This is a genomic window from Streptomyces sp. ISL-43 (genome assembly GCF_018614195.1).
Classification (GTDB): domain Bacteria; phylum Actinomycetota; class Actinomycetes; order Streptomycetales; family Streptomycetaceae; genus Streptomyces.
Genome location: NZ_JAGGOT010000013.1, coordinates 387348 through 409601, shown reverse-complemented (window position 1 = coordinate 409601; position 22254 = coordinate 387348). Strand labels below are relative to the sequence as shown.

The 22254-nt window shown below is 72.8% G+C and carries 22 protein-coding genes and 1 riboswitch; of the genes, 6 read left to right on the top strand and 16 right to left on the bottom strand.

What is annotated here, in order from left to right; translation table 11 throughout:
* Positions 1-5 precede the first annotated feature (5 nt).
* Together J7F03_RS09910 and J7F03_RS09905 are read right to left on the bottom strand one after the other, a co-directional pair.
* Positions 6-1109 (bottom strand): phosphotransferase family protein, encoded by a 1104-nt coding sequence (locus J7F03_RS09910; protein ID WP_214948273.1) that lies wholly within the window; start codon positions 1107-1109, stop codon positions 6-8.
* 106 nt (positions 1110-1215) lie between these two features.
* Positions 1216-2352 carry a hypothetical protein gene (locus J7F03_RS09905; protein ID WP_214948272.1) on the bottom strand — a complete coding sequence of 379 codons (1137 nt, stop codon included), beginning with the start codon at positions 2350-2352 and terminating at the stop codon, positions 1216-1218.
* 341 nt (positions 2353-2693) lie between these two features.
* Here J7F03_RS09905 and J7F03_RS09900 point away from each other — a divergent pair, with 341 nt between their 5' ends.
* Positions 2694-2918 carry a hypothetical protein gene (locus tag J7F03_RS09900; RefSeq protein ID WP_214948271.1) on the top strand — a complete coding sequence of 75 codons (225 nt, stop codon included), beginning with the start codon at positions 2694-2696 and terminating at the stop codon, positions 2916-2918.
* A gap of 183 nt (positions 2919-3101) precedes the next feature.
* On the opposite strand, the gene J7F03_RS09895 is transcribed toward J7F03_RS09900, so the two are convergent.
* A complete protein-coding gene (locus tag J7F03_RS09895) occupies positions 3102-4274 on the bottom strand; it encodes an acyl-CoA dehydrogenase family protein (protein ID WP_214948270.1) in 1173 nt (390 codons plus the stop codon).
* A 144-nt stretch (positions 4275-4418) separates the two neighbouring features.
* A complete protein-coding gene (locus J7F03_RS09890) occupies positions 4419-5168 on the bottom strand; it encodes a TetR/AcrR family transcriptional regulator (protein ID WP_214948269.1) in 750 nt (249 codons plus the stop codon).
* A 179-nt stretch (positions 5169-5347) separates the two neighbouring features.
* Between J7F03_RS09890 and J7F03_RS09885 the strand changes: the two genes are divergently transcribed.
* From J7F03_RS09885 to J7F03_RS09875, 3 genes are read left to right on the top strand one after another with little or no spacing between them, the layout of a single operon-like run.
* Positions 5348-5896, top strand: a complete 549-nt coding sequence (locus tag J7F03_RS09885) for a DUF6230 family protein (RefSeq protein WP_251071691.1) — start codon at positions 5348-5350, stop codon at positions 5894-5896.
* Positions 5887-6870 carry a DUF6114 domain-containing protein gene (locus J7F03_RS09880; RefSeq protein WP_308379287.1) on the top strand — a complete coding sequence of 328 codons (984 nt, stop codon included), beginning with the start codon at positions 5887-5889 and terminating at the stop codon, positions 6868-6870. The genes J7F03_RS09885 and J7F03_RS09880 overlap by 10 nt, the downstream gene beginning before the upstream one ends.
* A complete protein-coding gene (locus J7F03_RS09875) occupies positions 6867-7784 on the top strand; it encodes a hypothetical protein (RefSeq protein ID WP_214948267.1) in 918 nt (305 codons plus the stop codon). The genes J7F03_RS09880 and J7F03_RS09875 overlap by 4 nt, the downstream gene beginning before the upstream one ends.
* Before the next feature lie 67 nt (positions 7785-7851).
* Here the strand turns inward: J7F03_RS09875 and J7F03_RS09870 are convergent, their stop codons facing one another.
* Together J7F03_RS09870 and J7F03_RS09865 are read right to left on the bottom strand one after the other, a co-directional pair.
* Positions 7852-8274 carry an SPW repeat protein gene (locus J7F03_RS09870; RefSeq protein ID WP_214948266.1) on the bottom strand — a complete coding sequence of 141 codons (423 nt, stop codon included), beginning with the start codon at positions 8272-8274 and terminating at the stop codon, positions 7852-7854.
* 90 nt (positions 8275-8364) lie between these two features.
* Complete coding sequence (locus tag J7F03_RS09865) at positions 8365-9798, bottom strand: peptidase C39 family protein (RefSeq protein ID WP_214948265.1); 1434 nt, start codon at positions 9796-9798, stop codon at positions 8365-8367.
* A 173-nt stretch (positions 9799-9971) separates the two neighbouring features.
* Here J7F03_RS09865 and J7F03_RS09860 point away from each other — a divergent pair, with 173 nt between their 5' ends.
* Together J7F03_RS09860 and J7F03_RS09855 are read left to right on the top strand one after the other, a co-directional pair.
* Entirely contained in the window at positions 9972-10616 is a 645-nt protein-coding gene (locus J7F03_RS09860) for a uridine kinase (RefSeq protein ID WP_214948264.1), read from the top strand.
* Positions 10617-11004: 388 nt separating this feature from the next.
* A complete protein-coding gene (locus tag J7F03_RS09855; protein WP_214948350.1) occupies positions 11005-12957 on the top strand; it encodes an AAA family ATPase in 1953 nt (650 codons plus the stop codon).
* A gap of 26 nt (positions 12958-12983) precedes the next feature.
* Here J7F03_RS09855 and J7F03_RS09850 read toward each other — a convergent pair whose 3' ends face one another.
* The 10 genes from J7F03_RS09850 to ribD all read right to left on the bottom strand — a co-directional run bounded on the left by J7F03_RS09850 (position 12984) and on the right by ribD (position 21818).
* Entirely contained in the window at positions 12984-14078 is a 1095-nt protein-coding gene (locus J7F03_RS09850; RefSeq protein WP_214948263.1) for a hemolysin family protein, read from the bottom strand.
* Positions 14075-15451, bottom strand: a complete 1377-nt coding sequence (locus tag J7F03_RS09845) for a hemolysin family protein (RefSeq protein WP_214948262.1) — start codon at positions 15449-15451, stop codon at positions 14075-14077. The genes J7F03_RS09850 and J7F03_RS09845 overlap by 4 nt, the downstream gene beginning before the upstream one ends.
* 199 nt (positions 15452-15650) lie before the next feature.
* Entirely contained in the window at positions 15651-16115 is a 465-nt protein-coding gene (locus J7F03_RS09840; RefSeq protein ID WP_214948261.1) for a PH domain-containing protein, read from the bottom strand.
* A gap of 92 nt (positions 16116-16207) precedes the next feature.
* The gene (gene hisG / locus J7F03_RS09835) at positions 16208-17056 is read right to left on the bottom strand and encodes an ATP phosphoribosyltransferase (protein ID WP_214948260.1); all 849 of its coding nucleotides are present in this window, start codon (positions 17054-17056) and stop codon (positions 16208-16210) included.
* 105 nt (positions 17057-17161) lie between these two features.
* On the bottom strand, positions 17162-17443 hold the full coding sequence (locus J7F03_RS09830; protein WP_214948259.1) for a phosphoribosyl-ATP diphosphatase: 282 nt from the start codon (positions 17441-17443) through the stop codon (positions 17162-17164).
* Positions 17444-17478: 35 nt separating this feature from the next.
* Positions 17479-17964 (bottom strand): 6,7-dimethyl-8-ribityllumazine synthase, encoded by a 486-nt coding sequence (gene ribH / locus J7F03_RS09825; RefSeq protein WP_214948258.1) that lies wholly within the window; start codon positions 17962-17964, stop codon positions 17479-17481.
* Positions 17965-18028: 64 nt separating this feature from the next.
* A complete protein-coding gene (locus J7F03_RS09820; protein ID WP_251071614.1) occupies positions 18029-19333 on the bottom strand; it encodes a bifunctional 3,4-dihydroxy-2-butanone-4-phosphate synthase/GTP cyclohydrolase II in 1305 nt (434 codons plus the stop codon).
* Positions 19330-19983, bottom strand: a complete 654-nt coding sequence (locus tag J7F03_RS09815; RefSeq protein WP_214948257.1) for a nicotinamide mononucleotide transporter family protein — start codon at positions 19981-19983, stop codon at positions 19330-19332. Before J7F03_RS09815 ends, J7F03_RS09820 begins: the two co-directional genes overlap by 4 nt.
* Positions 19980-20603: a riboflavin synthase gene (locus J7F03_RS09810; protein WP_214948256.1), complete on the bottom strand. Its 624-nt coding sequence runs from the start codon at positions 20601-20603 to the stop codon at positions 19980-19982. Before J7F03_RS09810 ends, J7F03_RS09815 begins: the two co-directional genes overlap by 4 nt.
* Complete coding sequence (gene ribD, locus J7F03_RS09805; protein WP_214948255.1) at positions 20604-21818, bottom strand: bifunctional diaminohydroxyphosphoribosylaminopyrimidine deaminase/5-amino-6-(5-phosphoribosylamino)uracil reductase RibD; 1215 nt, start codon at positions 21816-21818, stop codon at positions 20604-20606.
* 150 nt (positions 21819-21968) lie between these two features.
* Positions 21969-22098: riboswitch (FMN riboswitch) on the bottom strand.
* Positions 22099-22254: the final 156 nt, after the last annotated feature.

Sequence of the window (22254 nt, the reverse complement as noted above, 5' to 3'; positions counted from 1 at the left end):
GCGCACTACCAGTACGTTCCCTGCACCATGGCGGCCAGGCTGGCATGGTGCAGGATCAGGCCGTCCGGATCCGCCGGGACCTCCACCTCGCCGAAGTGGGCCTGCCGGTAGGCGATGCGCAGCATCACGATCCCGTGCCGCAGGGCGGCGTAGAGGGTGTGGAATTCCATGTCCCGCGGCGTGTGGCCCGTGAGTTGTGCGTACCGGCTCTCGATGTCCTCGCGGCGCAGGAACTCCGGGAGACCGGGCTGGCCGAAACCGACGGTCAGGTCCTGGAAGAAGCGGTGCAGGTAGACGGTCCAGCCGAGGTCGACCTCGCGCGGGGCGCAGGCCGCCATCTCCCAGTCGAGCACGGCGACGGGCTCGAACCCGTCCGCCGCGTAGATGACGTTGCCTATGCGCGCGTCGCCCCAGTTGAGGACGGCCGGCCCGCCCTCGTCGGCCGGCCAGAGCTCCTCGAGCCGGTCGAAGGCCCGTTCCAGCAGCGGGGACCGGGACTTGCCGGTAACCACCCAGTGGTAGTAGGCGCGTTGGGCCTCGACGTGGCGGCGCAGCGGGCTGCCGTCGCCCTCCGGCAGGAGGAACTCCGCTTCCTCCGGCGGGAACTGGTCGTGCAGCCGGGCCAGCAGGGAGACGCTCGATTCCTGGAGCACGGCGCGTTCGGCGTCGGTCGCGGCGTGCAGCCAGTTGCCCTCGTAGGTGTAGGGCATCACGTCGGGCGGTACGCGGCCTTCGGCGCGGGCCATGACGAAGAACGGGGCTCCGAGCGGCCCGGGATCCTCTTCGAGCCACTGCACGCGCGGGACGGGCAGGTCGGTGTGTGCACCGACCAGGCTCATCACGCGGTGCTGGCGGGGCATGTCGTAGGAGGGGAAGACGGTGTAGGCGGCCGGATCGGCGGCCAGGCGCAGCGCGCAGGCGCGGATCGGGGCGTCGGGGTGCTCTATGTCGAAGAGCAGGGTCTCGCTGGACATGCCATTGGAGCCGGGCACCGAGACGTTGGCGACCTTGGCGCCGGGTAGTTCGGCGTCGAGCCAGGCGGCGAGGCGCCGGCCGAGCTCCTCTGGTTCGCGGGTGGAGGTGCGGGGGCGTGGTGCCGGTCCTGCCATGGGGTACCCCTTCTCTGGCTTGGCTGCTGCTTCTTCCGTGCCGCGGACGCCGGGCCCGGCAGGACGGCCGGTCAGCCGGCCGGCCCGCGGGCTTCGCGGTCCGCTCCTACGGGGCCACGGAGCCGTAGTCGGCGAAGCCGCTCGGGTCGTGGCGGCCGAAGCTGCCGTGCTCGAAGATGCCGAAGCCGGTGCGGCCGTCGAGGGTGAAGCGGGCCGAGTGGTCGGTGACCCCGAAGGCGGCCATGGGGTGGGCGGCGGGGTCGGACAGGTCGTACACGCGGCGGTCGGTCCAGCCGCGGCCCTGCCAGCTGCCGTGCTGCCAGTCGGAGGCGGGCGGGTAGCCGGCGCCGACGGCGAGCGGGGAGGAGTTCAGGATCTCCACGCCGAGTTCGAGGGGTTTGCGTCCGGCCGGGTCGGTGAGGTGGACGACGGCGCTCACGGGGTGGCGGCTGCCGGGCCGGTAGCGGATGTCGGTGTGCGGCCAGCCGAGCTGGACGTCGCCCAGGCCGCTGCCTTCGGGGAAGACCTGGACGGCTTCGCTGAGGCCCCGGTGGCCGTCGGCGTCCTCCTGGGCGATGACCATCAGGAAGCGGTCCTCGAAGCGGACGGGTATCCAGAGCCAGTGGAAGCCCTCGGGCCGGTGCTCCTCGGCGGCCCGGCCGCCGTCCTCCCCGGGGATCGGTCGCACGCCCCAGCTGCGGTCGCGGGTGCCGGTCCACTCGGCGGCGTCGAGGACGAACTCCTCGCCCTTGGCGCGGATGGTGCCGGTGACGTTGCCCGCCTGGACGAAGCGGCGGCCTTCGAGGATGAGCCGGTCGCCCCGGCGCTGTGTGTGGTGCGGCTCCCAGAGCGCGGGGAACTCGGCGGTCCAGGTGATGTCGTACGCGAGCCCTTCGGGGTCGGCGGGGTCGGCGGCGCAGCTGAGGGTGATCCGCTTCAGGGGTTCGTCGACGGTGATGCGGAGCGGGCCGACGGAGAGGTTCATCCGGTCGTCGGTGAGGGCGTCGGAGGCGCGGACGGCGAGGAGTTCGTCGCCCAGGCGGAGCGTCGCGTAGGCGTCGATGACGCCGGCGTTGGGGTAGACGCCGAGTCCGAGGATGAGGACGGCTCGGCCTGCGTGGTCGAAGACGTGGAAGATGCAGCGGTCGTAGGCGTTGCGGTCGCCGGTGACGAGGTGCTTCATCGACAACGGGGCCTGGTGGATGGGGTATTCGTCGAGCGATACGGGCCGGTCGGCGGGCATGGCGAACCTCCGGGGACGGGTGCGCGGGACGGCACCTCGGGCGGAAATGACGGTACGTCAGATTGCCGGGCGGGGGCCAGAGTTGTGGCACGGACTGTCAGAGCGACACGTCGTGCGACACGAGTGGGAGCGGGCGGCGGGGCGGCTACCCGGGGCGGTGCCCCGGCGCGGCGGCACAGGGCGGCGGCAGGAGGCGGCGGCGCGGGGCGGGGCGGCGGCAGGAGGCGGCGGCAGGAGGCGGCGGCGCGGGGCGGCTGCCCGGGGCGCCGGGCCGGGCGGCTGCTGAACGGTCGAACGGATGGGCGGGGTTACCCGTGGGTCCGGTGGCGCGTTGGCCCGGCATGACCACGATGGAGACTTCCGCGCCGAGGGTGGGACGCCGCCGGCGGGCACCGGCGGCAGGGCACGAAGAATCGGTTCAGCTCACCGCCGACCCGCCCATCTACAGTGCGCTGCTCACCCGCTGGGCCGAAGACGGCCGGACCGTGCCCGGGCGGCGCGATCCCGAGTGGTCCAAGATCGCCTCCTCGCCCATCTGGCCGAGCGGCCCCCTCTTCGGCGGCTGACCGCTCGGAGCACGAGCAGGCCCGCCGCCGCCGGGCGCGAACCGCACCGGGCGTGGAAGTCGCCCGAAGGACGCGTCCCGGTGGCCGGGCCCGTACGCGGCGAACAGCCCGTCCGGCCCGGCGTCGGTCAGGGGCGGGCGGGCGGCCCGCGGCGCGACCCGGTGAACCTTGCCGGTCACAGAGCTAGCGGGACTCGGGGCCCGCCAGGTGGCGGGCGATCACCATGCGCTGGATCTGGTTCGTGCCCTCCACGATCTGGAGGACCTTCGCCTCGCGCATCAGCCGCTCGACCGGGAAGTCCGCCGTGTAGCCGTAGCCGCCCAGCACCTGCACCGCGTCGGTGGTGACGGCCATCGCCGCGTCGGTGCAGAACAGCTTGGCCATCGCCGCCTGCCGGGAGAAGGGCTTGCCCGCGTCCCGCAGCCGTGCCGCCGCCAGGTACAGCGCGCGGCCCGCCTCGATCTTCGTCGCCATGTCGGCCAGCATGAACCGCAGGCCCTGGAAGTCCGCGATGGGGTGGCCGAACTGCTTGCGGTCCAGGGCGTAGACCAGGGCCTCGTCCAGGGCGGCCTGGGCCACGCCGATCGCGCAGGCGGCGATACCGAGGCGGCCGGCGTCCAGGGCGGCCAGGGCGATGGTGAAGCCCTGGCCCTCCTCGCCGATGCGGCGCGTGTCGGGGACCCGTACGCCGTCGAAGTGCAGCTGGGCGGTGGGCGAGCCCTTCATGCCCATCTTCTTCTCGGGAACGGCGGCGGTCAGCCCCGCCGCGTCGCCGGGCACCAGGAAGGCCGTGATGCCCTTCGGGCCGTCCACGCCCGTGCGGGCCAGGACGGTGTAGAAGTCGGCGACCCCGCCGTGGGTGATCCACGCCTTGGTGCCGTCGATGATCCAGTCGTCGCCGTCGCGGACCGCCTTGGTGGTCAGCGAGGCCGCGTCCGAGCCGGCGCCCGGCTCGGAGAGGCAGTACGCGCCGAGCAGGCCGCCGCCGAGCATCGCGGGCAGGTGGGCGGCCTGCTGCTCCTTGGTTCCGTAGCCGGCCAGGCCGTGGCAGGCCAGCGAGTGCACGCTGACGCCGAGTCCGACGGTCAGGCGGGCCGCGGCCAGCTCCTCCAGCACCTGGAGGTAGACCTCGTAGGGCTGGTCGCCGCCGCCGAACTCACCGGCGTAGGGGAGGCCGAGCAGCCCGGACTCGGAGAGCAGACCGAAGACCTCCCGGGGGAAGCGGCCGGTGTCCTCCTCCTCGGCGGCTCGGGGGCGGATCTCCCGCTGCGCGATCTCGCGTACGAGTGCGAGCAGGTCGCGGGACTCCTCGGTGGGCAGCTGACGTTCCACCGGCTGCTGCGCGCGGTCGGTCATGGCGGCGCTCTCCTCACTCGTCAAGCACGGGGCGGCGCGTGAGGGTGGTACGCGACGCCGGGTCTCGGGGCTCACAGCCGATGGTGCCGTCCCGGATCGCGGGAAGGACCAGTTCAAGGGGCTGCGGCGGTTGAGTATGCCCGATCAGGGGCTTCCCGTCACGGGCAGGAGATCGTCCTCGGGCAGGGGCGGGGCCGGGCACTCGGGGACGAACTCCCCGATCACCGTCAGTGTCGCGCGCAGCGTGCGCACCAGCAGGGCTCCGACCTCGTCCCGGCCGGGGCGGCCGGGGGCTCCTGACGCCCCGCCCGCGATCACCGTGCCGCCCGCGATCTCCGTGCCACGCGCGCCCGCCGCCCCGGCCTCCGGGGCCTCGGGCGAGCCGATCCACTCGAGCGTGCTGCCCTCGACGCCCGACAGCCAGCCGACCAGCGCCAGCCGGGCCAGCGGCGGGACGGAGCGGTGGCCGTACGCGCCTTCGGCGATGGTCGCGACGAGCTCCTCGCGCACCGCGTCGCGGATGGCGAGGACCTCGGAGTCGGAGCCGACGCCGCCGGTGACGATGGTGCGGTAGGCGGCCTGGTGGTGCTCGGCGTAGTACAGGTAGCCGTCGATGGTGGTGCGCACGCGCTCGGCGGCGGGCATCTCGGCGTCGGCGGCGGCGCGGGTGACGAGCTCGGCCACCGAGTCCTCGACGATGGCCAGGTAATAGCCGCGCTTGCTCTTGAAGTAGTAGTAGATGAGCCCCTTGGCGACTCCGGCGTGCTTGGCGATGTCGTCCATCGAGAGCGCGTCGTACGAGGTGTCGGCGAACAACTTGCGCCCGATCGCTATCAGTTCGGCCCGCCGAACCTGCGAACGCCCGGTCGTTCCGCGCTGTTGACTATTATTCAAATTCAGCCCTAGCCTCGAACTGCCACAGGATGCCCGAAGTATGGCAGACCTGCGCGCACTCCCCCTTGCACTCCCCCTGCGCACCGGACGACGTACGGGAGGAACACATCATGGGCAACGGAAAGACGAGAACACCGGCCGAGGGCCGGGTCGACTGGAAGAGGACGGCCGCCGTCGCGATGCCCGCGGTCGTCGCGGTCGGGGCGATGGCGATGGTCATGGCACAGGGCGCGCTCGCCGCCTCCTTCGCAGTCTCGGGGACCAGCTTCCAGGTCTCCTCCTCCAAACTGAGCAGCAAGGGCCTGGCCTCCTACGTACAGACGGACCGCTCCGTCGACGGCAAGGGGCACCCGGTCGCGCTGCTCGGCATCGGCGAGGCCACCCTCGCGGACATCTGCCAGGCCGCCGAGGTGGAGACCCCGGTGGGCAAGGTGGTCTTCAAGCTGACCGCCGGCGGCCAGGCCGGTCAGGTCACCGCCAGCAATCTCGTCATCGACGGCGAGGACCTGGCCGGCGACGCCGTCTTCGGGACTGCCCAGATCGGCCGCGACGCCTCCACCCTGGACCAGGTCGCCGGGGTGACGGGCGAGGCCGGCAAGTTCGGCCTCCAGGCCGGGAACATCGAGGTCTTGGACGTGAAGTCGCACGCCTGGTCGGCGACCGGCGGCAACTTCCACCTCAAGGGCCTGAAGCTGAACGTCAGCCTGGACGGCACGAAGTGCTTCTAGGGCCCCGCGGGCCCGTGGGGCCGGGCGGCGGGTGGCTGGAGCGGCGGCTCCCGCTGCCCGGCCCCCGGCGGCGGCTGCGCGCCTGGCGCCGTACCCGCCCCTTCTGGGGCGGGCTGTTGGTGATCCTGGGCGGGACCGAGCTCCTGCTGGTCCCGCTCTCCCCGCTCACCGTGCTGGTCAGCCTGGGCCTCGGCGGGATCGCCGCGATCGGGATCGGGGCCGCGCTGATCGCGGCGGGCCTGTTCCTGTGGCTGCTGCCGCAGGCCCGGGCCTACGTCTCCGTCCACGCGCTGCTGCTCTCGGTGCTGTCCTTCGTGGCGACCAACCTCGGCGGCTTCCTCCTCGGGATGCTGCTCGGCATCGCGGGCAGCGCGCTGGCCTTCGGCTGGACCCCGCTGCCCGATCCGGAGGCCGAGGACGAGGGCCCGTACGTCCCCAGCCTGGACGGCAGCGGGCCGCGCACGCTGGCCGCCGCGCTGCCGGTGGTGCTGCTCATCTCGCTGGTGGCGGGGGCGGGCGCCCCCGAGGCGCGGGCGGCCGGGGCGAAGGCGGCGGCCCCGGCGGCGCCGATGGCCGCGCGCACTCCCCCGACCGTGACCACCTCGCTCTTCGCACCCCAGGGCTTCACCTTCGCGGGCGTCACCCACGTGCCCACGGCGGACGGCCCACTGAAGGTACTGGTGCTGCGGATGCGCGCGGCCACGCTGACCGACTACCGGCTGCGCACCCGCGACGGCCACGACGAGTACGGGCTTGCCGCCAGGACGCTCGACCTGCGCGGAGACGTGACCTTGTACCTGACGAAGTTCAGCGGGTGCATCGAAGGGCTGCTGTGCGTCACCTTCAGCCCGGACGGGCTGCCCGCTCCCCCGGTCATCCCGCCGTTCGTCTTCATGACCCGGGTCTCGGCGGAGCAGGCGCTCGTCACCTCCGACGTGATCGAGACCGACGGCCTACGGCTGGACGCCTCGTGATCCCGGTGCAGGCCGCGCCGCTGTGGGCGTACGGGGTCGGTGCCACCTTCGCGGTGGCCGCCGGGCGCCAGTTGCAGTGGTGGGAGCGGTCGGTCCGGGGCGAGGGGGTCCGCACGAGGAGCCGCGCGGCCAATCCGTACCTGGCCCTGACCCTGCTCTACGCGGCGCTGCTGCCGGCCCCGACCGGGGTGTACCTGCTGTGGCAGAACCCGGCCTGGTCGACCATGCACGCGGCGCGCGGCCACGACGGGGTGTGGGCCGGCTTCGCGCTCTTCCAGGCGGCCTCGCCGGTCGTCGGCGCGCTGCTCGGCTTCCTGGCGGCGCGGCTGTTCGTCCTGGTCGGGGCCGGGTACTGGGGGTACCTCCAGGCGGTGGCCGGGTACTTCCTGCTGTTCTTCACCCTGATCCACGGGTGGGACGGCACGGGGTACCAGCGGCTGCTCAGCGCCGATCCGCGGGCCTTCGCCGGATGGTCCGCGACCGGCGCGGCCGGGGACTCGGCCCTCAACCACTGCCTCGCCTTCGCGACCACGGGGACTTTCCTGGCCCTGCTGGTCTTCGGCACGGCCGTGATCGGCACGATGCTGCTGGCGGAGATCGGCTGGCTGGTGGAGGGCTGGCGGCTGCCGGGGGCGGCGGCCGACCTGAAGGTCCCCCGGGTGATCGCGGTGGCGATCGCCGGAGCGGGGGTCTACCTGCTGCCGTTCGCGGGGGCGCTGGGTGCGAGCGTCCTCGTACGGCTGCTGGGCTGGTGGCCGGGCGCGGGGGTGTTCGCGGCGCTGGCCGGGGTGGTGCTGGCGCCCGGGCGCTCACCCGTGCGGAGGCTGTACGCGCTGGTGGGGGTGCCGGACCGGCACTGGCGGGTCGAGCCGGAGCCGGACCCGGAGGCTAGAAGAACCAGCCCACCTGGGTGACGAACCTCACGCCCCCGGCGGTGGAGCGGGAAGCCGGGGGCGCGGGGAGTGCGGAGCGTGCGGCGGATCAGGTGGCGCGTTCGCGGCCCGCCATGGCCGCCATGGCCAGGGCGAGGCAGAGGGCGATGGCACCCGTGATGACGTTGGTCAGCACGGTGCGGGTCGTGTCGACCTCACCCGAGATGACCCAGGGCGCGACGATCGTCCAGGCCCCGAGGCCGACCGCCGTCCACGCCATCGCGTGGGTGCGCTCGTACGCGGAACCGAGCCCGCCCATGCACAGGCAGTAAGCCAAGCCGGCGATCAAGTTGTTGATCGCCAGCGAGCTGAGGACGCTGAATCCGACGATCCAGGGCGATGCTGCCAGGAACAGGCCCGTGAGGAGGGCCAGCGCCTCGACGGCCTGGGCGGCCGGGGTGCTGGTCACGCGCTCGAACCGCGTGCGCATCTCAGCGAGGTCGGGGTGGTGTTCGATGGGGTGGGTGGTCATGGCGGGCCGCCTCCTATTGAAGCGTGAAGCCTTTATGTGCCCTTTATTCCCCTATGGTCCGCTTGTCATACATCCGGGTCAATGGAAGTTTCACATCACCCCGACCGCCCGCAGCGCGAGGATCTGGGCGGCGTTCGGGCGGACCGGTCCGTAGAGGTAGCAGATGCCGCCGGTGCCGGAGACGGCCTTGCCCGCGGCGTTGCGGCGCTTGGTGCGCAGCCAGTTGATTTCAAATTGCCGCCGCCGGTAGACGCGGCGTACGGCCGGGTTGTCGGCCGAGTGCGGGTCGTTGGCGATCACGTCGCCGGCCGCGGTGAAGCCGACGACCGTCATCAGGTGGCCCGCCGTGCCGTAGCCCGCGCCCGTGAGCTCCTCGGCGGTGAAGGACTGCGAGGTGATGACCGGGACTCCGGCCCGGACCAGGGTCTCCAGGTCGGCGAGGGAGCCGAGCCGGGTGACGATGCCGGCCAGCTGCCGGTAGGTGGCGGCGTAGGCGGCGTTGAACGGCCAGTTCCCGCAGCCCTTGTACGCGGCGTCGTAGGTGGAGCGGGCGGCGTGGCAGACCTGCGGGTCGGCGTAGTCCTTCTTGACCCAGGTCAGGGACTTGGCGCTGGCCCTGCGGCCCCAGAACTCGATGATCATCTGTGAGGAGGTGGGGCTGCACCAGGCCTCGCCGCCGTTGTCGTACTCGGGGTACTGGCCCGCGTGCGTCTCCTGCGAGTACCTCGGCACCTTCAGCTCGTGGGCCGTGCCGGAGGGTACGGAGGCGGGGACGGTGAAGCGGTCCGGGACGTCCGAGGCCATGGCGCCCGCGAGCCACACCGTCGGTCCGCGCCCGGCGCCGGGCTTGCGGTACAGGGTCAGGCGCAGCCGCCAGTCCTTGATCCGCAGCCCGGTCGCGGGGGCGTCCACGGCCAGGGCGTCGGTCCAGACGGTGGACTTGCCGTCGGTCTGGCCGTCCACGGAGGTGCGGCGGATGTCCCCGTCGCCCGCGGCCCAGCGGCCCATCACGTACCAGGGCGTGGCGGTGCCGTCGGTGTAGGTGCCGCGCAGTTCGATCTGGATCCAGGTGCCGGCCGGGGTACGGGCGTTCCAGGAGGCGATGGCCTCCGTGGCGGGCACGGTGGAGGCGTGCACGGGGGAGGTCCAGACGGCGTACTCCCAGGTGCTCTTCTTTGCGGTGTGCGGGTCCGCGTACTCGGTGCGGCCGACCGCGGTCTTGATCTCCAGGCCCGGGCGGGCGCCGGCGATGGCGGTGGTGCCCTGGTGGGTGCCGGCGGTCCAGTGGGCGTGGGAGTACCAGAACCGGTTGTCCACGGTCTTGCGGGTGGCCGCGGCCGCGGCTTCGGCCGTGGTCGCGGCCTGCGGGTCGGCGGGGCTCGCGGGCTCGGGCCCCGCGCCGGCGTTCGGGCGGCCGCTCGGCGCCGGGCCGGCCGCCGAAGCCCTCCCGCCCGGGACGGTGACCGCGGTGGCGGCCGCGAGGGCTACGGCCAGCAGGGCCCGGCGTGGTGTGGCTGCGGTCATCGGCGTGGCCCCCAAGGGTCGGTGCGGTGTCGACTGCTCCACCCTTCCAGTTCCCGCCCGCCGGGCGGCGAAGCCGGGGGCACGTGTCGGGGTGACGCGGGGCCGGGGCGCGGGGGCGGGACGCGGGGCCGGGGCCGGGGCCGGGCCTCCGGCGGGGACCATAGGCTGGGGCGGTGGAGTCCCAGTCGTCGCCTCAGTCACTTCAGTCGCTCGCGAGCGAGCTCGCCGGCCTGCCGGCCTCGCTCGGACCGGTGCGGCTGATCGGGATCGACGGGCATGCCGGGTCCGGGAAGAGCACCTTCGCGGGGTTGCTCGCGCAGGCGCTGGGCGGTGCGCCCGTACTGCACCTGGACGACGTGGCCACGCACGAGGAGCTCTTCGGCTGGGACGAGCGGCTGCGCGCGCAGGTGCTGGAGCCGCTCGCCGCGGGCCGGCCCGCGCACTGGGCCCCGTACGACTGGACCCTGCGGCACTTCGGGCCGGAGCGGGTGCTGGAGCCGGCTCCGGTCCTGCTCGTCGAGGGGGTCGGCGCCGGGCGGCGCGCGTTGCGCCCGCGGCTGGCGCGGCTGTTGTGGATGGAGACGCCGCGCGCGAAGTCCTGGGGGTGCGGGCGAAACCGGGACGGGCGTGAACTTTCCGACTTCTGGGACGGATGGGAGCGCGCGGAGCTCGCGCACTTCTCGGATGATCCTTCGCGCCCCTTCGCGGACATCCTGGTACGGCAGAGCGGTACGGGATACGAGTGGTCTTCCGGGACTGCTGAGACCGCTGGAACCACGACTTCCGTCACCCAGGGTCACGAACTCCCCCGGGCCTGACGGCCCCGGAAATCCGCCGGCCGCAGGCTCCACCCGGCCGCTTGACCGGGGGCGGCAGCGGCCCTACGTTCTGAATACGCGGCCCTCACAGGCCGCCGCGGACGCGAGGCCCCCGATTGTTCCCCCGCGATCGGGGGCTTCGTTCTGCCCCCGCGCCGCCCCGCGACCACCCCTTGCGGCGCCATCACACGGAGCGGATGCGCGCCGGACCCTCACCCTGTGTCACCATGCATGCCGTGGGCGCACACCCGACCCGTCTTCGACGCACCCTACGTAAGGTGCGTAACCGCAGGTACGATGCACCCCTGATTTCATCAGCGCTGGGACAACTCGCGTGCGCGACACGGGGGTTGTCACGCACCACGGGGGCAGGCTTGTGGGGGACGTGATGGATTTCGCCGCGGTGGGCAGCGCACACGCCCCGGCCGAACTCGCCTGGCTGCGGGGCGTCGACGCCTGCACGATGGGCGCATACCCGCAGGCCGAGGAGGAGTTCCGGACGGCGGTACGACTGGATCCGGCGATGGCCGACGCCTGGCTGGGCCTGCACGCGCTCCGGGTCGACACCACCAACGCCTTATTGCGGATGTACGCACACCGGGACCGCTTCGGGGAACAGCGGGCCCGCCACCGGCGGACCCTCAACTCCTGGTACTGGCTGGGCTGGTGGGTGCAGCCGGTACTGGAGAGCCGGCGCGACCTGCTGCTGGCGCACGCCTCGCACTGGCTGGACGGCCGCCACGTGCCCGAGCTGGACCAGGCGCTCGCCGCCCTGCCGCCCGTGGACACCGATCAGCAGGTGCGCTTCCTGCACGCCTGCCGGGCCTATCTGGTCAAGGACTGGGAGCAGTTGGTCCGGCACACCGAGTCCCTGGTGGACGATCCGCTGCTGGGCATCGAGGCGGGCCTGTTCGGCGGGATGGCCCGGGTCCGGCTGGAGATGTACGGGCAGGCGGAGCCGCTGCTGTCGGCCTCGCTGATGCGCTGCCGCAGCGAGCAGCCACAGCGCAAGGAGCTGCGGTACTGGCTGGCGCGGGCGCACGAGGGGACCGGGCGCAGCGCGGCGGCGCTGCCGCTGTACCGGGCGGTGCACCGGGTGGACCCGGCGTTCATGGACACGGCGGCCCGGCTGACGGCGATCGAGGACAGCGAGGACGCCGACGGGCTGGCCGGGTACGCGGGCGGCCTGGGCTACGAGGGCCCGGGCGGGCACGGCCTGCCCCCCTCGGGCGGGGACTTCGCGGCGGTGGCGCTGGGCGGCGGCCCGGTCCAGGACATCGCGGCGGACGGGCAGGCGGAGCCGGACCCGCTGACGGCGGCCGAGCCGCCGGAGCCGCGGCACGGCCCGGGCGCGCCGCCGCCGGGACCCGGCGCGGGCCGGCCGGCCGGCGTACGGCACAAGGTGACGCTGCCCGCGCAGCCGGGGCCCGTCGGGCTGCCGGCCGGGCCCGCGGATCCGGCGGCGCTGGCCGAGGCGCTCGCGGAGCTGGAGCGGATGGTGGGCCTGGAGCCGGTCAAGCGGCAGGTGAAGGCACTCTCCGCACAGCTGCACATGGCCCGGCTGCGGGCGGTCCAGGGTTTGCCGGTGCAGCCGCCGAAGCGCCACTTCGTGTTCTCGGGGCCGTCGGGCACGGGCAAGACGACGGTGGCGCGGATCCTCGGCCGGGTGTTCTACGCGCTGGGCCTGCTCGGCGGCGACCACCTGGTGGAGGCGGGGCGCGCGGACCTGGTCGGCGAGTTCCTCGGACAGACGGCCGTGAAGGCCAACGAGCTGATCGACTCGGCGATCGGCGGGGTCCTGTTCGTGGACGAGGCGTACAGCCTCTCCAACTCCGGGTACAGCAAGGGCGACGCGTACGGCGACGAGGCCCTGCAGGTGCTGCTGAAGCGGGCGGAGGACAACCGCGACCACCTGGTGGTGATCCTGGCGGGCTATCCGGCGGGGATGGACCGGCTGCTGGCGACCAATCCGGGACTGTCCTCGCGGTTCACCACGCGGGTGGACTTCCCGAGCTACCGGCCGCTGGAGCTGTCCTCGATCGGCGGGGTGCTGGCGGACTCCAACGGCGACCGGTGGGACGAGGAGGCACAGGAGGAGCTGCGGAGCATCAGCGGCCACGTGGTGGAGCAGGGCTGGATCGACGAGCTCGGCAACGGCCGGTTCCTGCGCACCCTGTACGAGAAGAGCTGCGCCTACCGCGACCTGCGGCTGGCCGGCTTCGCGGGCGAGCCGTCCCGGGACGATCTGTCCACGCTGCGGCTGGCGGACCTGATGCAGGCCTACGGGGAGGTCCTTTCGGGCCGGGGTCCCCAGGAACGGCCGGAGCCCCCGCCTCTGTAGGAAGCGGGGGCTCCGGCCGGGCGGGGTCAGCTCGCCAGGACGTCCTGCGAGACGGGGGCGGGGACGGTGGCAGCCGCCCGCCGGGCGGGCGGAGCCGTGCGGTGCGCGGGGTCGCGTACCTCTCCGACCAGGGTTTCCAGTACGTCCTCCATGGCGACCAGGCCGAGCACCCGGCCGGCCGGGTCGGCGACCTGGGCGAGGTGGGTGGCGTCCCGGCGCATGACGCTGAGGGCGTCGTCGAGCGGGAGGGTGGAGCAGACGGTGGTCATCCGCCGCCAGACCCGCTGGGGCACGGCCCGTTCCCGGTCCTCCAGGTCCAGTACGTCCTTCACGTGCAGGTAGCCCATGAAGGCGCCGCTCTCCGCGCGGACGGGGAAGCGGGAGTACCCGGTGCGGACCGTCAGCTGCTCGATCTGGCGCGGGGTGACGGCGGGGCCGACGGTGACGAGCCGGTCCGGGGCGAGGAGGACGTCGGTGACGGGGCGGCTGCCCAGTTCCAGCGCGTCCTCCAGGCGCTCCTGCTCGACCGGTTCCAGGAGCCCGGCCTGCCGGGAGTCCTTGAGCAGGCGGCCGAGCTGGGCGGAGGTGTAGACGGCCTCGACCTCGTCCTTGGGCTCGACCTTGAAGAGCCGCAGGACCAGCGTGGCGCAGGCGCCGAGGGCGGTGGTGACCGGCCCGCACAGGCGGGCGAAGGCGACCAGGCCGGGGCTGAACCACAGGGCGGTCTTCTCGGGCGCGGCCATGGCGAGGTTCTTGGGGACCATCTCGCCGATGACCAGGTGCAGGAAGACCACGGCGGCGAGCGCGAGCGCGTAACCGAGGGGGTGGATCAGGCCTTCGGGCACGTGGGCGGCGTGGAAGACGGGCTCCAGCAGCCGGGCCACGGTCGGTTCGGCGACCGCGCCGAGGGTGAGCGAGCACATGGTGATGCCGAACTGTGCGGCGGCCATCATGCGCGGCAGGTTCTCCAGGCCGTGGAGCACCTGGCGGGCCCGCTTGGAGCCGGCGGCCAGGGGCTCGATCTGGCTGCGGCGGACGGAGACGAGCGCGAACTCGGCGCCGACGAAGAAGCCGTTGGCCAGGACGAGGAGCAGGGCGAAGAGGAGCTGGAGCGCGTTCACCGGCCACCCACCGCTTCCAGCTCGGCGGGGGCGGGTACGTGTCCCAGCGCGCCGGAGCCCAGCGGGGCGGTGCGTACGAGCCGGACCCGTTCGGCGCGGTAGCGGCCGACCTGGCGGACGGAGAGCTTCCAGCCGGGGAGTTCGGCGCGGTCCCCGGGGGCGGGGATGCGGCCGAGCAGGTCGGCGACGAGGCCGGCGACGGTCTCGTACGGGCCTTCGGGGACCTCCAGGCCTATCCGGCGCAGGGTCTGCACGCGGCAGCTGCCGTCGGCCTCCCAGGAGGGGCGGCCGTCCTCGGCGGGTACGGCGGCCAGTTCGGGCCTCTGGTCCTCCGCGAGGTCGTGCTCGTCGCGGACCTCGCCGACGAGTTCCTCCACGATGTCCTCCAGCGTGACGACGCCGGCGGTGCCGCCGTACTCGTCGACGACCACGGCCATGGGCTGTTCGCTGCGCAGCCGTTCCAGCAGCGGCTGCACCGGCAGGGAGCCGGGCACCAGCAGCGGGGCTACGCAGATCCGGCTGACGCTGGTGCGGGCGCGCTCGGCCTCGGGCACGGCGAGGGCGTCCTTGAGGTGGACGACCCCGGTGATCTCGTCGATGCGCTCGCGGTAGACCGGGAAGCGGGACAGGCCGGTGGCGCGCGTCAGGTTGAGCACGTCGGCGGCGGTGGCCGTGTGCTGGAGGGCGCTGACCTTGACCCGGGGGGTCATGACCAGCTGGGCCGTGAGCTCACCCAGCGAGAGGGTGCGCACGAAGAGGTCGGCGGTGTCCTGTTCGAGGGCGCCGGCCTGGGCCGAGTGGCGGACCAGGGAGACCAGTTCGCCCGGCGTACGGGCGGAGGCCATCTCCTCGGTGGGCTCGACGCCCAGCGCCCGGACGAGCCGGTTGGCGACGGCGTTGAGGGCCGCGATGACCGGCCGGAAGGCGCTGGAGAAGGCGTGCTGCGGGCCGGCGACGAAGCGGGCCACCTGGAGCGGCCGGGAGACCGCCCAGTTCTTCGGGACGAGCTCGCCGACGACCATCTGGACGGCGGAGGCGAGCAGCATGCCGATGACGACGGCCACGCCGGGGACGGCGCCCCCGGGAAGGCCGGTCGCGGCGAGCGGCCCGGCCAGCAGGGCGGCGAGGGCGGGCTCGGCGAGCATGCCGACCACGAGGGAGGTGATGGTGATGCCGAGTTGGGTGCCGGAGAGCTGGAAGGACAGCTCCCGCAGGGCTTTGACGACCGTGCGGGCACGGCGGTCACCTTCGGCGGCGGCGCGTTCGGCCTCGGGTCTCTCCACCGTGACGAGGCCGAATTCGGCCGCCACGAAGAAACCGTTGGCGAGGATCAGGGCGAATGCCGCCGTGAGCAGGAGTAGCGGGATGGTCATGCCGCCGGCTCCATGGGGAGGGCGGCGCGGGTACTACCGGACGATCCGTCCATTGCTGGAGGGAGTCACTCCTCAAGTTGCAGGTGCCCACGGGCCGCGGGGTCCGGGGCCGGTGGGAGGGCGCACCGTCGCGCCCCCACACCAGGGTAGTCATTGAGATCGCCGCCGCAATGGGACGCAGCGACGAGGCCTGCCGGGCTCAGTCGTTCTTTGAGCCGGTGCCGTGGGCCTCGGCGAGGGCGCGCAGGGCGCGGGCGTCGGCGATCGCCTGTGCCTTGGCGACGCCGGGCTGGATGCCGAGGGCGGGCAGGCTGGTGCCGTCGCTCAGGTCGAGGAAGACCCACGCGTCGCCGGGGCGGAGGTTGACGCGCAGGATCTGCGCCCACTCCAGGCGGCGGGTGTTGGTGAGGTTGACGACGGTGACCCCGTCCCGGTCGGCGACCACCTTGGGGCGGCTGAGCAGGACGAGGACCGAGGACAGCAGGGCCGCGGTGAAGACGAAGGCGATCCGCTCACCGGGGTGCAGGGTGTCGAGGATCAGGGCGATCACCGTGATGGTGGCGAACATGGCGGCGCCGACGCCCAGCAGGACGGCCCGGGTGCGGGTCGGCCGGAAGGTGACCGGCAGGGCGGGCAGTGCGGGCTGGGCGGTGGCGTCGGCCATGTTCGTCAGTGCCTTCGGGTGGCGGCGGGTGGCGGCGTGATGGATCGGGGTGCCGGCGGATCGGGCGCCGGCCCGGAGGACCGGCGCACGTGTCAGAGGCGGCAGGCGTGGATCGAGGTGGTGAGGATCGCGCGCGCGCCGAGCTCGTACAGGTCGTCCATGATCCGCTGGGCCTCCTTGGCGGGGACCATCGCGCGGACGGCGACCCAGCCCTCGTTGTGCAGCGGGGAGACGGTCGGCGACTCCAGGCCCGGGGTGAGGGCGACCGCGCGCTCCAGGTGCTCGGCGCGGCAGTCGTAGTCCATCATCACGTAGCTGCGGGCGACCAGGACGCCCTGGAGGCGGCGCAGGAACTGCTGGGCCTGCGGGTCATCGGGGTCGGTGCCGTTGCCGCGGATGACGACGGCCTCGGAGGTCAGGATCGGCTCGCCGATGACCTCCAGGCCGGCGTTGCGCAGGCTGGTGCCGGTCTCGACGACGTCGGCGATGATCTGGGCGACGCCGAGCTGGATGGCGGTCTCGACCGCGCCGTCGAGGTGGACGACGGAGGCCTCGATGCCCTTCTCGGCGAGGTGCTTGGCGACGATTCCCTCGTACGAGGTCGCGATGGTCATCCCGTGGAAGTCCTCGAGGCCCTTCGCGGTGCCGGGGATGGTGGCGTAGCGGAAGGTGGAGCGGCCGAAGTTCAGCGGCAGGATCTCCTCGGCGCTGGCGCCGGAGTCGAGCAGCAGGTCGCGGCCGGTGATGCCGATGTCGAGCTTGCCGGAGGACACGTAGATCGCGATGTCCTTGGGGCGGAGGTAGAAGAACTCCACCTCGTTCTCGGGGTCGACGACCACGAGCTCCTTGGACTCCTTGCGCATCCGGTAGCCGGCCTCATGGAGCATCGCCGACGCCGGTCCGGAGAGTGAACCCTTGTTGGGGACGGCGATGCGCAGCATGGGGCTTCCTTTGGTGCGTAGGTGCGAAAGGGTGTGCTGGTACGGGTACGGGCGCGCGGACGCCCCGGCGCCGTTGCGCCGGGGCACGCGCGGAACTGTCGCGGCCTAGAGGTGCGCGTAGACGTCGTCGAGGGAGATCCCGCGCGCCACCATCATCACCTGGACGTGGTAGAGCAGCTGGGAGATCTCTTCGGCGGCGGCTTCCTTGCCCTCGTACTCGGCGGCCATCCAGACCTCGGCGGCCTCCTCGACGACCTTCTTGCCGATGGCATGGACGCCCTTGGCGACGAGCTCGGCGGTACGGGAGGTGCTGGGGTCGCCGTTGGCGGCCTTGAGCTGGAGCTCGGTGAAGAGCTCTTCGAAGCTCTTGGGGGGTGTGTTGGCCATGATGGTCCTCAGAATACGGGGTGTGCGGCTGCCGCCTAGCGCCAGGGCTCGCTGACGGTGCGCAGGGTCATGGCGGTGGAGACGGCGGCGGTGACCGCTTCGTGCCCCTTGTCCTCGTTCGACCCCTCGAGGCCGGCACGGTCCAGTGCCTGCTCGTCGTCGTCGCAGGTCAGTACGCCGAAGCCGACGGGGACTCCGGTGTCGATCGACACCTGCACCAGGCCCTGGGTGACGCCCTGGCAGACGTAGTCGAAGTGCGGGGTGCCGCCGCGGATGACCACGCCGAGGGCGACGATGGCATCGTAACCGCGACCGGCCAGTACCTTCGCCACGACCGGGAGCTCGAAGCTGCCCGGGACGCGGAGCACGGTGGGCTCGTCGATCCCCAGCTCGTGCAGGGCCCGCAGGGCGCCGTCCACCAGGCCGTCCATGACCTTCTCGTGCCACTGGGCCGCGATCACGGCGACTCGCAGGTCTCCGCAGTTCTTCACGCTCAGTTCGGGTGCGCCCTTGCCGCTCACAGCTCTGCTCCTCGGTGTTTCCGTGTCTGGTGGGTGAAAGGTGAAGGTGTTGGGGGGTTGCCGGCTACTGGTTGCCGCAGGCGGACGTGGTGACGACCGCGTCCAGCCAGGGCAGGTCGTGGCCCATCCGGTCCCGCTTGGTGCGCAGGTAGCGCAGGTTGTGTTCGCCCGCCTCCACGGGCATCGACTCCCGGTCGGAGACCTCGATGCCGTGGCTCACGAGGGCTGCCGCCTTGTCGGGGTTGTTGGTCAGCAGTCGCACGCTGTGGACGCCGAGGTCGGCGAGCATCTGCGCGCCGGCCCCGTAGTCGCGGGCGTCGGCGGGCAGGCCCAGCTCCAGGTTGGCGTCGAGGGTGTCGCGGCCGAGCTCCTGGAGCTCGTACGCGCGCAGCTTGGACAGCAGTCCGATGCCGCGGCCCTCGTGGCCGCGCAGGTAGACGATCACACCGCGGCCCGCGGCCTGGACGCGCTCCATGGCGGCGTGCAGCTGGGGGCCGCAGTCGCAGCGCTGCGACTGGAAGATGTCTCCGGTCAGGCACTCGGAGTGCATCCGGACCAGGACGTCCTCGCCGTCGCCGATCTCGCCGTGGACGAGGGCGACGTGCTCGACGCCGTCGACGGTGGAGCGGTAGCCGTACGCCGTGAAGTGGCCGAAGGACGTCGGCAGGCTGACCTGGGCCTCGCGGCGCACGGTCGGCTCGGCGGAGCGGCGGTAGGCGACCAGGTCCTCGATCGAGATGATCGTCAGGCCGTGCTTGCGGGCGAAGGGGATCAGCTCGGGCAGCCGCAGCATGACGCCGTCCTCGCCGGCGATCTCCACGATGGCTCCGGCCGGGCGCAGGCCCGCGAGGCGGGCGAGGTCGACCGCGGCCTCGGTGTGGCCGTTGCGGACCAGGACGCCGCCGGGCTTGGCGCGCAGCGGGAAGACGTGGCCGGGGCGGACGAAGTCGCCGGGGCCGGAGACCCCGTCGGCCAGCAGCCGCAGGGTGGTGGCGCGGTCGGCGGCCGAGATGCCGGTGGTGACGCCGTGGGCGCCGCTCGCGTCGACGGAGACGGTGAAGGCGGTCTGCATCGACTCGGTGTTGTGCTGGACCATCTGCGGGAGTTCGAGGCGGTCCAGCTCGGGGCCCTCCATCGGGGCGCAGATCAGGCCGCGGCACTCGCTCATCATGAACGCGATGATCTCGGGAGTGGCCTTCTCCGCCGCGATGACGAGGTCGCCCTCGTTCTCGCGGTCCTCGTCGTCCACGACGACCACCGGGCGGCCGGCCGCGATGTCGCGGATGGCCTGCTCGACGGGGTCGAGCCGGAAGGTCTCCTCCAGCTCGACGTCGGGCACGGGCTTCAGGACGGGGTTCAGGGAGGTCATGCCGTTGCTCCTTCCAGGGCCGGGGCGGGGGTGGTGCGCGAGCGCTGGTACCAGTCGTAGGCGCCCCAGAGGACGAGGGCGAAGTACACGACGTAGACGAGGCCGGAGAAGGCCAGTCCGCTGTTGAAGGCGAGGGGGACGCCGACCAGGTCGACGAGGAGCCAGGCGAACCAGAACTCGACGAGGCCGCGGGCCTGGGCGACCATCGCGACGATGGTGCCGACGAAGATGTAGGCGTCGGCCCACGGGCTCCACGACAGGCTCGGGTAGAGCGTGAAGAGGCCGCCGACGGCCAGCGTCCCGGCGGCCGCGCCGGCCAGCAGGATGCCGCGTTCCTTCCAGGTGGCGGTGCGTACGGCGATGGAGCCGTCCTGGGCCTTCCGCTTGCCCTTCTGCCAGGCCTGCCATCCGAACGCGGCCACGCCGATGACGAGGAGCTGCTTGCCGACGCCCCCGGCGAGATGGGCGGAGGCGTAGGCGCCGACGAGGATCAGCCCGGACAGGAGCTGGGCGGGCCAGGTCCATATGGAGCGGCGCCAGCCGAGGGCGAGGGCGCCCAGGCCCATCAGGTTGCCGATCATGTCGGACCAGATGACCTTCTGGTCGAAGACCTCGAAGGCCTCGGTGTTGAGCCAGGTCAGGGCGCTCACTGGGCCGTCTCCTGAGTGTGCAGCGGGTCGGTGCCGGCGACGAGCAGGCGCTCGACGTACTTGGCGAGGACGTCGACCTCGAGGTTGACCGGGTCGCCGGGCTGCTTGATGCCCAGCGTGGTCAGCGCGAGGGTGGTGGGGATGAGGCTGATGGTGAACCAGTCGGCCGCGGCCTCGACCACCGTGAGGCTGACGCCGTCGACGGTGATGGAGCCCTTCTCCACGACGTAGCGGGAGAGGTTCGCCGGAAGCGCGACCTTGACGAGCTCCCAGTGCTCCGAGGGGGTGCGGGAGAGGATCGCGCCGGTGCCGTCCACGTGGCCCTGGACCAGGTGGCCGCCGAGGCGTCCGCCCAGGGCCATCGGGCGCTCCAGGTTGACCCGGGAGCCCGCGGTCAGGGCGCCGAGGCTGGAGCGGTTCAGGGTCTCCTGCATGACGTCGGCGGTGAACTCGCCGTCGGCGGTCTCCACGACGGTCAGGCAGACGCCGTTGACGGCGATCGAGTCGCCGTGCTTGGCGCCCTCGGTGACGAGGGGGCCGCGCAGGCGGAAGCGGGAGGCCTCGGGGAGTTCCTCGACGGCGGTGACTTCGCCCAGTTCTTCGACGATTCCGGTGAACACTCAGTGCTCCTTGAGGGCGGTGTGGGAGGTCAGGAGGGTGGGGACGGCGCGGACCGCGGGTACGGCGGTGACGCGGATGTCCGTGCCGATGCGGACGGTCTCGGTGATCTCGAGCCGGAGCGCTTCGGCGAGGGTGGAGATGCCGGCGTCGGCCAGCGCGTTCGGGCCGGCGCCGAGGAGGACCGGGGCGAGGTAGCCGACGACCTTGTCGACCGCTCCGGCGGCGACGAAGGCGCCGGCCAGGGTCGGGCCGCCTTCGAGGAGTACGGAGCGGATCCCGCGCCGGTGGAGTTCGGCGAGCAGGGCGTCGACCGAGATGCCGTACTTGTCGTGGGGCAGGCGGGCCAGCTCCACGCCGGCGAGGTGCCGGGTGGCTCTGTCTTCGAGGTTCTCGGCTACGACGACCAGAGTCGGGGCCGCGTCGTCGAGGACCCGGGCGGTCGGCCGGATGGTGGCGTGGGTGTCGAGGACCACGCGCAGCGGCTGGTCGGCGGCGGCGAAGCCGTCCCGGCCGCGCACCGCGAGGTGCGGGTCGTCGGCGCGCAGGGTGCCCGAGCCGACGACGACGGCGTCGGCCTCGGCGCGCAGCCGGTGGACGTCGGCCCGGGATTCGGGGCAGCTGATCCAGCGGCTGGTGCCGTCCGCGGCGGCGACGCGGCCGTCGAGGGTGGCGGCGTACTTCCACAGGATGTACGGGCGCCCGAGCCGTACGGAGGTCAGCCAGGCGGCGTTGCCCTCCTCGGCCTCGGCGGCCAGCAGCCCGGCCTCGGCAGTGATCCCGGCGGCGCGCAGGGTGTCGGCGCCGCCGGTGGCCTGCGGGTTCGGGTCTGCGACGGCGTAGAGGACGCGGGCGACGCCGGCCTCGACGAGTGCCTGTGCGCAGGGTCCCGTACGGCCGGTGTGGTTGCAGGGTTCCAGGGTGACGTAGGCGGTGCCGCCGCGGGCGGCGGGGCCCGCCGCCCGCAGGGCGTGGACCTCGGCGTGCGGGCCGCCGGCCCGCTCGTGCCAGCCCTCGCCCACGACGGTGCCCGCGGCGTCGGTGATCACGCATCCGACGACCGGGTTGGGGTGGGTGGAGCCGATCGCGCGGGCCGCGAGCTCGATGGCTCGGGCCATGGCGGATGCGTCGCGGGTGTCCGCGTCATCGGCGCCGCTGACGGGGCTGCCGCTGTCGTGCGCGTCGGCGTGTGTCGCCACCGGGTCCTCCTGCCTCATAGGGCACGGACTCCGGGGCCTGTCGGGATACGACAGATGAAGCGGGTAGCACACGCGGGAACGCCGAGGCCGGAAAACGGTCCGATCGATCACGCATCCCGAGGGATACGCCGATGGACCGCCGACGGCGGCGTACCGGTGACTGGCCCGCCGCGCACTGCCTCCCATCCGGACTTTAACCGTCGGTCCAGGAATTTCACCTGGTCAACCGGCCGCTGGCTGCGGACGGGTCGCGGACTATACCGCCGGTTCGGAATTACACCGACCCCGGAGTGCGCTGCTACTGGTACTGCAGCCAGTGTGCCACGGGTGATCGGCGGCCACGCGAGTGAGTCAATGTGGCCTGGGTCACACATTCGGTCACTCTCCGACACTTTCCTTGCGCCATTCGGCCGATCCCGTCGGATCCCGCCCGGACGGCAGCCCGGTCCTGCCC